This is a genomic window from Pseudomonas sp. AC355, from assembly GCF_979258205.1.
In genome coordinates this window covers 4,505,691-4,520,100 of record NZ_OZ409843.1, presented here as the reverse complement: position 1 = coordinate 4,520,100, position 14,410 = coordinate 4,505,691, and the positions used below count along the sequence as shown (strand labels likewise).

Genomic DNA, 14,410 nt, shown 5'->3' with positions numbered 1-14,410 from the left:
CAAGAGGCAGCTATAGTGTTCTGGCTTGCCAACCCCCTCTTCCACTCCTGATCAAGGGAATCCTTATGAGCAAGACCTATAACGTCGCCGTATTGGTCGGCAGCCTGCGTAAGGCGTCTATCAATCGCAAACTCGCACTGGCACTAGCCGATCTGGCGCCACAGAACCTGAGTTTGAAAATCGTCGAAATTGGCGATCTTCCCTTGTACAACGAAGACATCGACGTCGACCCGGCACCGGCCGCCTACAGCAGCTTCCGCGCCCAGGTGAAGACGGCGGACGCCGTGCTGTTCATCACCCCGGAATACAACCGCTCGATCCCCGCCCCTCTCAAGAATGCCGTTGACGTGGGCTCGCGCCCCTACGGCCAGAGCGTGTTTAGCGGCAAGCCAGCTGGCGTGGTCAGCGCCTCGCCGGGTGCCGTGGGCGGCTTCGGTGCCAACCATCAACTACGCCAGGCGCTGGTGTTTCTCGACATGCCGCTGCTGCAACAGCCGGAAGCCTACCTGGGCGGAGCCGGTAATTTCTTCGATGAAAGCGGCAAGCTGAGCGACGGCATCAAGCCGTTCCTGCAGAAATTCATCGACACCTATGCCGCCTGGGTCGAGAAGACCGCCAAAGGCTGATCGGCGTCAGCCAGGAACCAGACTGTCGGTTCCTGGCGGGCGAGAACGCTTCACAAGGCACAGCACGCTTATCTGCCACAAAAAGAAAACCCCGCCGAGGCGGGGTTTTTACAGACTCAATTCTGACATCCTTGATCAGCGCAGCATCCTGGCAGCGTCCCACGTATCCCTGTCTGTTTCAGTGCGCTTCCTGCGCGAAGTCCTTGAAGTGAAGATTACGCTCCGTCTCTGAGTGCCAATAGTGGCTAAAAGCAGAACCGCGCGTAAGCAATCACCTACACGCGGCACTCCAGTAAATCCGAGGCCTACAGCTTGTCAGAACTGTTCGGCATCGAGCAGGTACAGGCTTTCACTGCCAGCGCTCACCGACGCACTCAGGGAATGGATGCGTGGCAGCAGGCGAGCGAAATAGAAACGTGCGGTGCCCAGCTTGCTGGCGTAGAAATCCTCCTGCCCTTCCTTGCCCAGTGCGGCCTTGGCCATCATTGCCCACATGTAAGCGTAGGCGGTGTAACCGAACAGATGCAGGTACTCGACCGAGGCTGCGCCGATCTCGTTGGGATTGCTGCGGGCACGCTCGAGTAGTGCAGTGGTTTGCGCCTCCAGGATGGCGACCGCAGCCAGTAGCGGCTCGCTGAACTCGGCAGGCGGTGCATCCGCAGCGCTGGCGAAGGCACGAATCTCATCGGTGAAATGCTGGGAGAAGGCGCCACCACTGCCAACCACCTTACGGCCGACCAGATCCAGCGCCTGGATACCATTGGTGCCTTCGTAGATCTGCGTGATTCGGCAGTCACGGACAAGCTGCTCCTGGCCCCACTCACGCACGTAACCGTGCCCACCGAACACCTGCTGGCCGTGAATGGTGGTTTCCAGTCCGAGATCGGTGAGGAACGCCTTGGCCACCGGGGTCAGCAGCGCCACCAGGTCTTCGGCACGCTTGCGGGTGGTCGGCTCTTCACTGAACTTGGCGGTGTCGAGCTGCATGGCAACGTAGCTGGAGAAAGCACGCCCGCCCTCGTTGAGCGCCTTCATGGTCAGCAGCATGCGGCGCACGTCCGGATGGACGATGATTGGGTCGGCCACTTTGTCCTTGGCCACGGCACCAGTTGGCGCACGGCTCTGAATGCGCTCGCGGGCGTACTCGATGGCGCTCTGGTAGGAACGCTCACCGGTGGATAGGCCCTGAATGCCGACACCCAGGCGCTCGTAATTCATCATGGTGAACATGGCGGCCAAGCCGCGGTTCGGCGCGTCGATGATGTAACCAGTGGCACCATCGAAGTTCATTATACAGGTACTCGACGCCTTGATACCCATCTTGTGCTCGATCGAGCCACAGGACAGCGCGTTGCGCTCACCCAGCGAGCCATCGGCATTGACCATGAACTTGGGCACCAGAAACAGCGAAATGCCCTTGGGCCCAGCTGGTGCATCGGGCAGCTTGGCCAGCACCAGGTGAATGATGTTCTCGGTCAGGTCATGCTCACCACCGGTAATGAAGATCTTGGTGCCGCTGACCTTGTAGCTGCCATCGGCCTGAGGTTCGGCCTTGGTACGGATGATGCCCAGATCGGTACCGGCATGCGGCTCGGTCAGGCACATGGAGCCCGCCCAGACGCCGGCATACATGTTCGGCAGGTAAGCCTGCTTCAGCTCTTCACTGGCATGCGCGTTGATCGACAGACAGGCGCCCGCGGTCAGCATCGGATACAGGCCGAACGACAGACTCGACGAGTTGACCATTTCCTCGACCTGGGCAGAGATCACCTTGGGCATGCCCATGCCGCCGAACTGCGGATCACCACCGACACCGACCCAGCCGCCCTCGGCATACGCCTTGTAGGCCTCGATGAATCCCGCTGGCGTAGTAACCACACCATCGGCCCAGGAACAGCCTTCTTCATCGCTCGCCCGATTCAATGGCGCGATCATGCCTGCGGTGATCTTGCCGGCTTCCTCGAGGATCGCATTGGCGGTCTCTTCATCGACCACATCGGCCAGGGCCGGCAGCTGCGCCCACAGTGTTGAAACCTGTAAAACCTCGTTGAGCACGAAGCGCATGTCACGCAGGGGAGCTTTGTAATCGGCCATGGGAAATCCTCGGTAGCACGTTCAGACCCCGAGTCTAGCCCAACAACTTTTCAGACACATAGGGTCGTGTCGTGACCGATCAGCCACTGATCGATCACACATACAGTCAGGCGCGACCAGCCTTCAGCTTGACGGCTCCGCGCCGCTGCACCTGGCTGCTTACGCAATTACGCCCCGCGCTCTTGGCGCCGTAAAGCGCCTTGTCGGCAGCCTTGAGCACCTCTTCCACACTGCGCTGTTCATCACCGCGCTGGGCTACGCCGATACTCACCGTCACTGACACATGAGTAGCTGCAGAACCCCGGCGACGCTGACGCCCCAACTGGTCATCACTCGGGCGCTGCTGACCATCACGCAACTGAATTTGATAGCGCTCGACGGCCTCACGTATGGCCTCCAGATGCGGCAGGCACTGCTCGATGGTCTTGCCGGGAAACACCAGGGTGAATTCCTCACCACCGTAGCGGTAGACCTTGCCGCCACCGCCGACCTTGCTCAGCTGGCTGGCGACCACACGCAGCACCTGATCGCCGACATCGTGACCATGGGTATCGTTGAATTTCTTGAAGTGATCGACATCCGCCATGGCGAGCACGTAACTGCGCCCCAGCCGCTGCAGTCGCTCGTTAAGCGCCCGACGCCCCGGCAACCCGGTGAGCTCGTCTCGGAAGGCCATCTGGTAGGCCTCGTGCGCCACGCCGACGACGATCATCAACATCACCACGCTGGACATCACCTGCAGTGCATGGGGCTGAATGAAGGTATTGGGCAGCATCCACAACAGGGCGATCACCCCGACGCACTGCACCGCGTGTACCGGGCGAGGCGTGCGCAGGTACTGCACCAGCAGCGCGACGATCACCAGCAGGAACAGCGGATAGGCCAGCTGCACCAGGCTCATCCATTCGGCATGCAGCGCGGGCCAGCGGATCACCGACAACCATTGTTCGAGCGCCTGTGGATAACGCCGCGCGAGCGCTGCAGCCACGGCGCAAACCGCCAGCAGTACCGCAACGCGGGCGATCAGATCCTGGATCAGATGGGTGCGCTCGCGCCACAGTGCGAACAACCCGTAGAGCAGCGGCAACAGCAGGCTGCTGAGGTGAAAGACCAACGCTGCATCATCGCGTACCTGACCGAAATCGCGGTAATGATCAGCCTGCTCGTCGAGCACGAAGTAGCCCAGGTAGAGCACCAGCAGCAGGAACAGCTCGCGTTGCCGGCCATAGACCACGCAGAACGTGCCACCCAGCAGCAGCAACAAGGTAGGCAGCACATTGAAGAGGGACGTGAAGAAGTCGGTCAGCGTTGGCAGGGTGGCGGCCAGCAAGCCACCACCGAGCAGCAGTAACGCTGGCAGGAAGTGCCCCAGGCGCAAGGCGGTTAGGCGCGACAAGACGAGCTCCGCAGTGACCAGAAATAGACTGGCATTCTGCCTGTATTTGGTTAGCTACGCACGAGATCCGCGAGCGTCTCACCTGTGCAGTTGCGGCAGCGATACCTCAGGCAATGCAGCCCGAAAGGCAGCCATAAAAAAACCGCGACCCAATGGGCCGCGGCTCTTTCAACGCATGGACGATCAGTAACCCAGAGCGAAGTCTTCCTCGTTCATGTCCATCAGGCTGCTTGCGCCGGAGAGCATGGTCGCAACGTGAGTGCGGGTACGCGGCAGGATGCGCGCGTAGTAGAACTGCGCGGTCTGCAGCTTGGCCTTGTAGAAAGCCTGGTCACCCTCGCCCGAGGCGATCTTCTCGGCAGCCACGCGCGCCATGTCGGCCCAGAAGTAAGCCAGGCAGACGTAACCGGAGTACATCAGGTAATCCACCGAGGCAGCACCGACTTCCTCGCGATCCTTCATGGCGGCCATGCCAATCTTCATGGTCAGCTCGCCCCACTCCTTGTTCAGCTTGGCCAGCGGCTCGACGAATGCCTTGACCGCTTCGTTGCCTTCGTTAGCCTGGCAGAACTTGTGGACGATCTTGGTGAAGCCTTTGAGCGCTTCGCCCTGAGTCATCAGTACCTTGCGGCCGAGCAGATCGAGGGCCTGAACGCCGGTAGTGCCTTCGTACATCATCGAGATACGGCAGTCGCGCAGATTCTGCTCCATGCCCCACTCGCTGATGAAGCCGTGACCACCGTAGATCTGCATGCCGTGGGACGCGGATTCAAAGCCCACTTCGGTCATGAACGCCTTGGCAATCGGGGTCAGGAAGGCCATCAAGCCGTCGGCTGCTTTTTTCTGTTCTTCATCCTGGGCGTACTTGAGGATGTCCACCTGCTTGGCGGTGAAGTAAACCATCGCCCGATTGCCCTCGGCGAAGGCTTTCATGGTCAGTAGCATGCGGCGAACATCAGGGTGCACGATGATCGGATCGGCGGCTTTCTCCGGCGCTTTCGGGCCAGTCAGCGAGCGCATTTGCAGGCGATCACGGGCGTACTTGATGCCACCCTGGAAGCCCAGTTCGGCATGCGCCAAACCTTGCAGAGCAGTGCCCAGGCGGGCGGTGTTCATGAAGGTGAACATGCAGTTCAGGCCCTTGTTCGGCGGGCCGATCAGGAAGCCGGTGGCCGCGTCGAAGTTCATCACGCAGGTGGCGTTGCCGTGAATGCCCATCTTGTGTTCGAGGGAGCCACAGTTCACCGCGTTGCGCTCACCGACGCCGCCTTCGGCGCTGGGCAAAAACTTCGGCACGATGAACAGGGAGATACCCTTGGTACCAGCCGGTGCATCCGGCAGGCGAGCCAGCACGATGTGCACGATGTTATCGGCCATGTCGTGCTCACCGGCCGAGATGAAGATCTTGGTGCCGGAGATTTTGTAGGAGCCGTCCGCCTGAGGTTCGGCACGGGTGCGCAACATGCCCAGGTCGGTGCCGCAGTGGGCTTCGGTCAGGCACATGGTGCCCGTCCATTCGCCGGAGACCAGCTTGGTCAGGTAGGTGTGCTGCTGCTCGGGCGTGCCGTGAGCGGAGATGGTGTTCATCGCGCCATGGGACAGGCCCGGGTACATGCCCCACGACCAGTTGGCGGTACCGACCATTTCGCTGACAGCCAGGCCCAGCGACTCAGGCAGGCCCTGGCCGCCGTGCTCGACGTCATGCGCCAGGCTCGGCCAGCCACCTTCGACGAACTGCTTGTAGGCTTCCTTGAAACCGGTCGGCGTTTTCACACCGGACTCGCTCCAGGTGCAGCCCTCGGTATCGCCCACGCGGTTCAGTGGAGAGAGCACCTGCTCGCAGAACTTGGCGCCTTCCTCGAGGATGGCATCGACCATGTCTGGCGTGGCGTCCTGGCAGCCGGGCAGGCTCTGGTAGTGCGCTTCATAGCCGAGCAGTTCGTCACGAACGAAACGGATATCACGCAAGGGGGCCTTGTATTCAGGCATAGCGGGTACCTCTGCGGGTGGTCTCTTATGTTTGGGATGACCGATGGGCGGTCGTGTGCAGGATGGCCATATATGGAGTCGGCTGCCAGTGCAGCGACTCAAACACATGTTTGAAACATACGTTTACGCTCAATCACTGTCAAGGCCGCCTCTGCTGACTCAAGCGCGAAGATCGAGCAACCCGGATGGCGTTTGATCAGCCGCTGATGCGGCATAAAGGCTGATGCCAGCTGGCGCTGGTGGCTTTGCTGGAGCGTCCGCCGTGACTGACGGGTCGTCGCTTTCCTTAGCCTCTTCGTCGGCAGGCGCCTTCGACTCCTCCACCTCACTACGCTGCATGGCAGCGAGTTCGGCGCGAGCCACGGCCATTTGCGCCTGGGCCTGACTGGCCACGCTGCGATCCTGAGCCGAAGGCTCCGCTGGCGCCAATGCAGCCCGTATCACGATCTGCATCTTGCTCAGCGTAGCCTGCGGATCATTGGCGACCGCACCAACGTCGATGCTTACCTCGCCACCGGAGGCGTAGCGCTTGCCGTCCGGCCCGCGGGTGTAGGTATAGGTGGGCGCCCCGGCATGCACACCGCCCACTGCAGCATGTGCCTGCTCGTGGGTACGCACTTCACGATCACGATTGGAAAGCTCGGAGATGACGAGCTGCAACTCCTGCTCTTCCTGAGGGGTACGAGGCTCGCCTGGCGCGGTGGTGGTCGATGACTCTTCCGGCTTGTCCTGCTCTTCCTGCGCCGTTGCAGCGTTGGATGATTCAGGCTCAGCGCCAGGCGCCACGGGCGCGAAAGCGGCGCGGGCCAACTCAGGAGAACTGGCGGATTCGACAGGGCGAGGTGCGGCAGCCGATAACGGCAGGGAGGGATAGTAAGAGGAGGAAAAACCAGCAACTTGCATGTCGTTCTCCCTCCTGGAGTCGAGCGCCTAAAAAGGCGCTGCGATTAGGCGGTGACGTCGATCAAGGTGCCGAGCACCTTGTCCGCAGTCTGCACGACACGAGCACCAGCCTGGGCTTCATATTGACCCACGCGCATCTCGACCATGTTGTCGGCAATATCGGCACGGGCGGCGGACGGCTCGTTGGCCTGGGCACGCTCGGCATTCACTGGAGCACTGGCGATCTCGCCGGCGGCCTGTTCGACACGGCGCTGCCCGGACTGAATGGTGTTGATACCAGAGGTAAATGCACTGGTGGATGAAATCTGCATGGACGTCTCCTGCCGCAGCAACTACATGGCGTGTATTTAAGCAGAAGCCGCTTAAAAAATGTACAGCCAAAAATACTGCACGGGGTGGCTTTATAGCATCATTCGCGATAAATCGAGGTACTGCGCCACCTGTTCCGGCGACACCGATTGCAAGTGCGGCACCTGGCCGATACAGGGTGCAGACAGACGCTCGCTCAGCGTATCGAGGTTGTCCTGCAGCCGTGCGATATGCGGATCGATGATATTGGCCACCCAGCCAGCAAGCGGCAGGCCATCACCCAGGATCGCCTCGGCGGTCAGTACCGCATGGTTGATGCAACCCAGGCGCACACCTACCACCAGAATCACCGGAAGCTCCAGCGCGCGAGCCAGATCCGACAGATTGGCCGCGCCGGTAAGTGGTACACGCCAACCTCCTGCGCCTTCGACCAGGGTGAAGTCGGCACCCTTGCCCAGAACCGTCCGAACCGCCGCGCTCAACGCTGGCACCTCGAGCTGCACCCCTTCGTCGCGCGCCGCCAGGTGCGGCGCGATTGCCGGAGCGAAGGCATTGGGGTTCACCTCGTCATAGCGCAGCGGCAGGCTGCATTGGGCAAGCAGTGCCAAAGCATCGTCGTTGCGCAGCCCCTCTGCGGTAAGCAGGCAGCCGGAGGCTACCGGCTTGGCCGCAGCCGTCGACAGCCCGGCGCGGCGAGCCGCGTGCAACAGGCCGGCTGCAATGGTGGTCTTGCCGACTTCGGTATCGGTGCCGGTGACGAAATAGGCTGCACTCATGAGCGCTGCTCCTTTTGCAGTACGCCATAGATGACCTGATAGGTGCAGGGCAGCCCCTCGGGCTGGCGCAGCTGTTCGTAAGCATCGGCGAGCGCGCGCAAGCGAGCGCGCCCGGTCAGCCCGGCCGGGCGACCATCGTTGAGATTGTGTGCGCCCAATGCCTTGAGGCCGTGGGTGAGGCTGCGCAGATCCGGGTAGTGGAGGCGGTGCGCCTGAAGCTGCAACGCCTGTACCTGCAAGCCGCTGGCGGCGCATAGCGCCTGATAGTCTTCGACGCGGCGGAAGCGGTTGACGTGCACGAAGCCGTCAACGGCCTGCCAACTATCACGCAGCTCCTGCAAGGTGCCGACACACAGGCTGCTGAACGCCAGCACACCGCCTGGTCGCAATACCCTGCGTGCCTCGCTGAGCACAGCCTGGAAGTCGGCGCACCACTGCAAGGCCAGGCTCGAGAAAATCAGATCACAACTCTGATCGCGCAGTGGCAACTGCTCGGCGTCTCCGGCCACGTAACACTGCGCGCCGCCCTGCTGCCGGGCGTGCTGCAGCATGCCTTCGGCGATGTCCAGAGAGATACCTTGTGCGAGGGGGAACCATTCGCCCAGCGCCCGGCTAAAGTGGCCAGTACCACAGCCAAGGTCGAGCCATCGCCCCGGCTGCGTGGACAATGGCAGCCGCCACAACAACCGGCGCCCCACATCGCGCTGCAATTCGGCGACGCTGTCATAACTGCCAGCGGCTCTGGAAAAAGACTCCGCCACCCGGCGCTTGTCAGGCCGCTCGCTCACCTTGCGCCTCCATGAAACCGAGCAGCATGGCCGCTACGTGCTCGGCCTGCTCCACAGCGAACCCATGGCTCGCGCCCTCGACACTGAGCACCTGGGCAGCAGGCTGCAATGCCTGAACAGCAGCAGCGGCAGCCGCCGGTACCAACGCATCGGCAGTGCCGAACAGGTGAAGTTGCGGCCCCTGGAACTGCAGCAGTGCGGGTCGGGTATCGAGGCTAGCAAGTAGGTCGAGCCCGGCCAGCGAGTCGACGCCGCCAGCTTGCGCCAGCAATGTACGGGACAGCCCCCGCGCATCGGCAGCACCCTGGCAGCAGAGCATGGAGAAGCGCTTGAGGGTTGCGCTCGGGTTCTGGCGATACGACTCGTGAAACGCCTCGAAGGTAGCCGTCGGCATCGCTGCCGGCCACCCCTCGCGGGCAATGAAGGTGGCATTGCTGGCCAGTGTCAGCAGGCCAGGGCAGTCCGCAGCGCGTCGTGCAGCCAACAGGCTGGCGAGCATGCCGCCCAGTGACCAGCCACCCAGCCAGGCACCCTGGGGCAGGCGCTCGTCCAATAGGTCGAGCCACAGCTCCAGTTGCCCATGTCCGAGCGGTGGTAGCGGCTCGATATCGACCTGCAACTGCGAGCCGAGTGCATCGACAAGCGGCTGCAATGGCGCACTGCCAAGCCCCCAGCCGGGTAGCAGAATCAGTCTTTCAGCCATCACCGCGCTCTCCCGGCATCTGCGCCCAACAATCGGCGAGCGCTTCCAGCAGCCGGTCGACCTGGGCAAGTTCGTGGGCAGCCGACAGGGTGACCCGCAACCGCGCGCTGCCTGCTGGCACGGTGGGCGGACGAATCGCGGTGACTAGAATGCCGCGCTCGCGCAGTGCCTGAGACAAAGCGACGGCGCGGCCACTGTCGCCGATCAGGATCGGCTGGATCGGCGTGTCGCTGTCCATCAGTTGCAGGCCGATGCCCCCCGCCCCTTCGCGAAATCGACGGATCAGCGCGGCCAGGTGCTCACGTCGCCAGTGCTCGCTGCGCAGCAGTTCGAGACTCTTCAGGGTGGCACAAGCCAACGCCGGCGGCTGGCTGGTGGTGTAGATGTACGGCCGGGCGAACTGCACCAGCGTATCGATCAGATCGTCGCTGCCGGCGACGAAGGCGCCAGCGGTACCGAACGCCTTGCCAAGGGTGCCGACCAGTACCGGCACGTCGCTGATGCCGAGGCCGAAATGCTCGACCACACCACCGCCCGTTGCGCCCAGGGTGCCGAAGCCATGGGCGTCATCGACCATCAGCCAGGCATCCTTGCGACGCGCCTCGGCGCACAGCGCAGGTAGATCCGCGATATCGCCATCCATGCTGAAGACGCCGTCGCAAACCACCAGAGTATTGCCCTGGGCCTTGTCCAGGCGCGTGGCGAGGCTGCCGCGGTCGTTGTGCAGGTAGCGCGAGAAACGCGCGCCGCTGAGCAGGCCCGCATCCAGCAACGAGGCATGGTTGAGGCGGTCTTCGAGCACCGTGTCACCCTTGCCGACCAGCGCCGTGACGGCACCGAGGTTGGCCATGTAGCCGGTGGAAAACAGCAATGCACGGGGTCGCCCGGTGAAATCGGCCAGGGCTTCTTCCAGTTCATGGTGCGGCGTGCTGTGGCCGATCACCAGATGCGAGGCGCCGCCGCCGACGCCCCAGCGCTGGGCACCGGCACGCCAGGCTTCGACCACCAACGGATGGTTGGCCAGGCCGAGATAATCGTTGGAACAGAACGCCAGCAACTGGCGACCATCCACCTCCACCAGTGGCCCTTGCGGGCTGCCCAGCAGGGGGCGCTGGCGATAGAGATCGGCGGCACGACGCTCGGCCAGGCGAGCGGCAAGATCGAAAGGCATCAGAAAAGCTCCGGGCGGCAGGCGTCGGGCAGGCAACGTCTTTGCCGGCCCGAGACCTGCGGCAACTATCAGACCGCGGCGTCGTAGAACAGCCGCGAGTCGCGCTGCTCAACCAGCGCCTGCTCGATGGCGGCCTGGTGCACCTCGTCGGCGTGCTCCTCGCGCGCTTCGGGCTGAATGCCCAGGCGTGCGAACAGCTGCATGTCCTTGCTGGCTTGAGGGTTGGCAGTGGTCAGCAGTTTTTCGCCGTAGAAAATCGAGTTGGCGCCTGCGAAGAACGCCAGGGCCTGCATCTGCTCGTTCATCGCCTCACGCCCAGCGGAAAGGCGCACATGGGACTTCGGCATCATGATGCGCGCCACCGCCAGCATGCGGATGAAGTCGAAGGGATCGACGTCCTCTTCGTTGGCCAGCGGCGTGCCCTCGACCTTGACCAGCATGTTGATCGGCACAGACTCCGGGTGCTCCGGCAAGTTGGCCAACTGGATCAGCAGGCCGGCACGGTCATCCAGCGACTCGCCCATGCCGAGGATGCCGCCGGAGCAGATCTTCATACCCGAGTCGCGCACGTAAGCCAGGGTCTGCAGACGCTCGGAGTAGGTGCGGGTGGTGATGATGCTACCGTAGAACTCCGGCGAGGTATCGAGGTTGTGGTTGTAGTAGTCGAGGCCTGCCTCGGCCAGGGCAGCGGTCTGCTCCTTGTCGAGCTTGCCCAGGGTCATGCAGGTTTCCAAGCCTAGGGCCTTCACGCCTTCGACCATCTTCAGCACGTAAGGCATGTCCTTGGCGGACGGGTGCTTCCAGGCCGCGCCCATGCAGAACCGGGTCGAACCGATAGCCTTGGCCTCGGCGGCGGCCTCCAGCACCTTCTGCACTTCCATCAGCTTCTGCTTGTCCAGGCCGGTGTTGTAATGACCGGACTGCGGACAGTATTTGCAGTCTTCGGGACAAGCCCCGGTCTTGATCGACAGCAGCGTCGAGACCTGCACACGGTTGGCATCGAAATGCGCGCGGTGCACGGTCTGGGCGTGGAACAGCAGGTCATTGAACGGCTGCTCGAACAGCGCCCGAACTTCTTTCAGGCTCCAATCGTGACGCAGGGCGGCGGTACTAGCGCTCATGGGGGCAAGTCCTTATCTACAGGCGGCCTGCTACAGTCCAAGCAGACCCAACACGGATGTGCGGCATAGTTAAGGAAGCCTTATGCGCTGTCAACCTTCAGCATTTTTAAAGGTTTACAACTGGTTAAAAATAAAACAAACCTGTTCGCTCTGCTCTGACCCGGTCGACTCTTGCCTACCGCTATGCGCAGAGTGCGATGCCGAACTCCCCTGGCTCGGCCCGCACTGCCAGATATGCGCCCTGCCCCTGGCTGTCGACGGACTGAGCTGTGGCAACTGCCTGAAACGCCCACCTGCGTTCAGCAGGGTCGAGGCACCGTGGCGTTATGGCTTTCCTGTCGATGCGCTAATCAATCGTTTCAAACACCAGGCTCGTTGGCCCACGGGCCGCCTGCTTGGCGATTTGCTCGCTCGCCACCTGACCCATGCCTTTAACGAAGGGCTGCCCCGACCAGACCTGTTACTGCCTGTGCCGCTGTCACCCAAACGTCAGCGCCAGCGCGGTTTCAATCAGGCGCAGATGCTCGCCGAGGTGGTCGGCAAAACGCTACAACTTCCTCGGCACAGCGACTGGCTGCAGCGAATCGGCGAAACCCCGGCGCAACAGAAACTCGATGCGGCAGCGCGCCGACGTAACCTGCGCGGCGCCTTTGCGATCCAGCCCAATGCGCAGATCGCCGCACGGCATGTGGCGCTCGTCGATGACGTGCTAACTACCGGCGCCACCGCGCAGCAACTGGCACGCCTGTTAATCAGAGCTGGGGCAACGCGCGTGGACGTCTACTGCCTGGCCCGTACACCTGCGCCGGGCGATCATTGACGGAGGCTGGAGCGTCACGCACAGTGAGCGGCCGTCGTGAATTCCGCCGCCCAGCCAATGACCAACCTCTCCCTGCTCGCCCAGCACGTCACCCGCCGCCCGCAACGTATCGCCCTGCTCGAACAGATCGCCGAGCAAGGCTCGATCACCCGTGCAGCCAAGGCGGCAGGCATGAGCTACAAAGCGGCCTGGGATGCCATCGACGAATTGAACAACCTGGCCGAGCAGCCCTTGGTGGCACGCAGCGTCGGCGGAAAAGGCGGTGGTGGCGCGCGGCTGACTCCGGCCGGCGAGCGCTTGCTGCACCTGCACCAGCGCCTGCAGGCGATTCAGGCTGACGTGCTGAACGCCGCCGAACATGATGCCGACCTGCAGGTGCTCGGCCGCCTGATGCTGCGCACCAGCGCGCGTAACCAATTGAGCGGGCGCGTACGCAACATCCAGCCCCAAGGGTGCAATGACCTGATCACTATCGAGTTGCCCGGCGGCTCGCCGATCCAGGCACAGATCACCCGCAGCAGTACCCAGCATTTGCAGCTGCAGCCCGGCGCGCCTTTGATGGTGTTGATCAAGGCTGGCTGGTTACAGCTCAGTCCACCTAGCCAAAACGCTGATGCAGAACTCAACGAACTACAAGGAACCATCGAGCAGATTCTGAGCGAAACGGATGGCCCCAGCGAAGTACGCATCGCTCTGCCTAACGGGCAAACGCTGTGCGCCCTGGCTCCCAGCGAGCAGTTAGCCAAACAGGGGTTGATGGTGGGCAGCCTGGTACGTGCGCAGTTCGCCGCCAGCCATGTGTTGCTGGGCACACAGGCCTAACAACGGGCGCACATAAAAGCCCGCTGACAGGGCAGCGGGCTGGTTTGCCGGCCTGAGCTCAAGGCACCAGCGGTAACTCGCGCTTGTGCTGAGTCTTGTCGTAGGTCTGCACGATGGCCTGGTAGGCCGATTCGCTGACGGGCTTGCCCTGCAGGAATGCATCAATATCGTCGTAGCTGACGCCGTGCACCTGCTCATCGGGAATGCCCGGGCGTTCGTCTTCCAGATCCGCAGTCGGCACCTTGGCGAACACCGCCGCCGGGGCGCCAAGACGCTCGCCGATCTGCCGTACCTGGCCTTTGACCAGACCGCTCAACGGCGCCAGGTCGCAGGCGCCGTCACCGAACTTGGTGAAGAAGCCCATTACCGCTTCCGCCGCATGGTCGGTACCGATGACCAGGCCGTTGCGCGCGTTGGCCACGGTGTACTGGGCCAGCATGCGCATGCGCGCCTTGGTATTGCCGAGCACGAAGTCACGACGCGATGAGGCCAGCCCGCCCAGCTCGGGAATCTGCCCGGCCAGGCCAGCGACTGCAGGCGCAATATCGATGGTCAGCACTTCGTCCGCGGCGATGAAGGCCAACGCGGCCTGGGCATCGGCTTCGTCGTGCTGGACGTTGTGCGGCAGGCGGATGGCGACGAAACGGTAGCCCTGATCCTGCTTTTCGCTGCGCAACTGCTCGACGGTGAGCTGTGCCAGGCGCCCGGCGGTAGAAGAATCCACCCCACCACTGATGCCCAGCACCAGCACCTTGGTGTGCGATGCGGCCAGGGTAGCCTTGATGAAGGCGATACGCCGGGCGATCTCGGCGTCCACATCGGCCGGCGAGGAGAACGGGGCGATGACGCCCAGGGCGGTGGCGATTTCGGCTTGTAGGTTGCTCATGGTGTC

The 14,410-nt window shown here is 62.7% G+C and carries 14 protein-coding genes; 3 read left to right on the top strand and 11 right to left on the bottom strand.

Going from position 1 to position 14,410, the window contains the following annotated elements:
* Positions 1-65: 65 nt before the first annotated feature.
* Positions 66-626 carry an NADPH-dependent FMN reductase gene (locus tag ACZ0AI_RS21055; RefSeq protein WP_463563536.1) on the top strand — a complete coding sequence of 187 codons (561 nt, stop codon included), beginning with the start codon at positions 66-68 and terminating at the stop codon, positions 624-626.
* Between the two features lie 315 nt (positions 627-941).
* On the opposite strand, the gene ACZ0AI_RS21050 is transcribed toward ACZ0AI_RS21055, so the two are convergent.
* The 10 genes from ACZ0AI_RS21050 to bioB form a co-directional block, all read right to left on the bottom strand.
* Positions 942-2,720, bottom strand: a complete 1,779-nt coding sequence (locus ACZ0AI_RS21050; RefSeq protein WP_463563535.1) for an acyl-CoA dehydrogenase C-terminal domain-containing protein — start codon at positions 2,718-2,720, stop codon at positions 942-944.
* A gap of 106 nt (positions 2,721-2,826) precedes the next feature.
* Complete coding sequence (locus ACZ0AI_RS21045; protein ID WP_463563534.1) at positions 2,827-4,116, bottom strand: GGDEF domain-containing protein; 1,290 nt, start codon at positions 4,114-4,116, stop codon at positions 2,827-2,829.
* Between the two features lie 183 nt (positions 4,117-4,299).
* A complete protein-coding gene (locus ACZ0AI_RS21040; protein WP_463563533.1) occupies positions 4,300-6,105 on the bottom strand; it encodes a phenylacyl-CoA dehydrogenase in 1,806 nt (601 codons plus the stop codon).
* A gap of 159 nt (positions 6,106-6,264) precedes the next feature.
* The gene (locus ACZ0AI_RS21035; RefSeq protein WP_463563532.1) at positions 6,265-7,008 is read right to left on the bottom strand and encodes a putative metalloprotease CJM1_0395 family protein; all 744 of its coding nucleotides are present in this window, start codon (positions 7,006-7,008) and stop codon (positions 6,265-6,267) included.
* A gap of 44 nt (positions 7,009-7,052) precedes the next feature.
* Positions 7,053-7,319, bottom strand: coding sequence for a hypothetical protein (locus ACZ0AI_RS21030; RefSeq protein ID WP_463563531.1), 267 nt, complete (start codon positions 7,317-7,319; stop codon positions 7,053-7,055).
* Positions 7,320-7,409: 90 nt separating this feature from the next.
* Positions 7,410-8,093 (bottom strand): dethiobiotin synthase, encoded by a 684-nt coding sequence (gene bioD / locus ACZ0AI_RS21025; RefSeq protein ID WP_463563530.1) that lies wholly within the window; start codon positions 8,091-8,093, stop codon positions 7,410-7,412.
* Positions 8,090-8,881 (bottom strand): malonyl-ACP O-methyltransferase BioC, encoded by a 792-nt coding sequence (gene bioC, locus ACZ0AI_RS21020; RefSeq protein WP_463563529.1) that lies wholly within the window; start codon positions 8,879-8,881, stop codon positions 8,090-8,092. Before bioC ends, bioD begins: the two co-directional genes overlap by 4 nt.
* Positions 8,865-9,584, bottom strand: coding sequence for an alpha/beta fold hydrolase (locus ACZ0AI_RS21015; protein WP_463563528.1), 720 nt, complete (start codon positions 9,582-9,584; stop codon positions 8,865-8,867). The genes bioC and ACZ0AI_RS21015 overlap by 17 nt, the downstream gene beginning before the upstream one ends.
* Complete coding sequence (bioF, locus tag ACZ0AI_RS21010) at positions 9,577-10,755, bottom strand: 8-amino-7-oxononanoate synthase (protein ID WP_463563527.1); 1,179 nt, start codon at positions 10,753-10,755, stop codon at positions 9,577-9,579. The genes ACZ0AI_RS21015 and bioF overlap by 8 nt, the downstream gene beginning before the upstream one ends.
* A gap of 68 nt (positions 10,756-10,823) precedes the next feature.
* On the bottom strand, positions 10,824-11,876 hold the full coding sequence (gene bioB / locus ACZ0AI_RS21005) for a biotin synthase BioB (protein WP_463563526.1): 1,053 nt from the start codon (positions 11,874-11,876) through the stop codon (positions 10,824-10,826).
* A gap of 82 nt (positions 11,877-11,958) precedes the next feature.
* On the opposite strand from bioB, the gene ACZ0AI_RS21000 reads away from it, so the two are divergent.
* Positions 11,959-12,696: a double zinc ribbon domain-containing protein gene (locus ACZ0AI_RS21000; RefSeq protein ID WP_463563525.1), complete on the top strand. Its 738-nt coding sequence runs from the start codon at positions 11,959-11,961 to the stop codon at positions 12,694-12,696.
* Positions 12,697-12,753: 57 nt separating this feature from the next.
* Entirely contained in the window at positions 12,754-13,518 is a 765-nt protein-coding gene (locus tag ACZ0AI_RS20995) for a TOBE domain-containing protein (RefSeq protein WP_463565989.1), read from the top strand.
* 58 nt (positions 13,519-13,576) lie between these two features.
* Here the strand turns inward: ACZ0AI_RS20995 and nadE are convergent, their stop codons facing one another.
* Positions 13,577-14,404 carry an ammonia-dependent NAD(+) synthetase gene (gene nadE, locus ACZ0AI_RS20990; RefSeq protein WP_463563524.1) on the bottom strand — a complete coding sequence of 276 codons (828 nt, stop codon included), beginning with the start codon at positions 14,402-14,404 and terminating at the stop codon, positions 13,577-13,579.
* Positions 14,405-14,410 lie beyond the last annotated feature (6 nt).

Coding starts and splice junctions, on each gene's coding strand:
- ACZ0AI_RS21055 (WP_463563536.1), top strand. CDS start 66: ATGAGCAAGACCTATAACGTCGCCGTATTGGTCGGCAGCCTGCGTAAG.
- ACZ0AI_RS21050 (WP_463563535.1), bottom strand. CDS start 2,720: ATGGCCGATTACAAAGCTCCCCTGCGTGACATGCGCTTCGTGCTCAAC.
- ACZ0AI_RS21040 (WP_463563533.1), bottom strand. CDS start 6,105: ATGCCTGAATACAAGGCCCCCTTGCGTGATATCCGTTTCGTTCGTGAC.
- ACZ0AI_RS21035 (WP_463563532.1), bottom strand. CDS start 7,008: ATGCAAGTTGCTGGTTTTTCCTCCTCTTACTATCCCTCCCTGCCGTTA.
- ACZ0AI_RS21030 (WP_463563531.1), bottom strand. CDS start 7,319: ATGCAGATTTCATCCACCAGTGCATTTACCTCTGGTATCAACACCATT.
- bioD (WP_463563530.1), bottom strand. CDS start 8,093: ATGAGTGCAGCCTATTTCGTCACCGGCACCGATACCGAAGTCGGCAAG.
- ACZ0AI_RS21015 (WP_463563528.1), bottom strand. CDS start 9,584: ATGGCTGAAAGACTGATTCTGCTACCCGGCTGGGGGCTTGGCAGTGCG.
- bioF (WP_463563527.1), bottom strand. CDS start 10,755: ATGCCTTTCGATCTTGCCGCTCGCCTGGCCGAGCGTCGTGCCGCCGAT.
- bioB (WP_463563526.1), bottom strand. CDS start 11,876: ATGAGCGCTAGTACCGCCGCCCTGCGTCACGATTGGAGCCTGAAAGAA.
- ACZ0AI_RS21000 (WP_463563525.1), top strand. CDS start 11,959: ATGCGCTGTCAACCTTCAGCATTTTTAAAGGTTTACAACTGGTTAAAA.
- ACZ0AI_RS20995 (WP_463565989.1), top strand. CDS start 12,754: ATGACCAACCTCTCCCTGCTCGCCCAGCACGTCACCCGCCGCCCGCAA.
- nadE (WP_463563524.1), bottom strand. CDS start 14,404: ATGAGCAACCTACAAGCCGAAATCGCCACCGCCCTGGGCGTCATCGCC.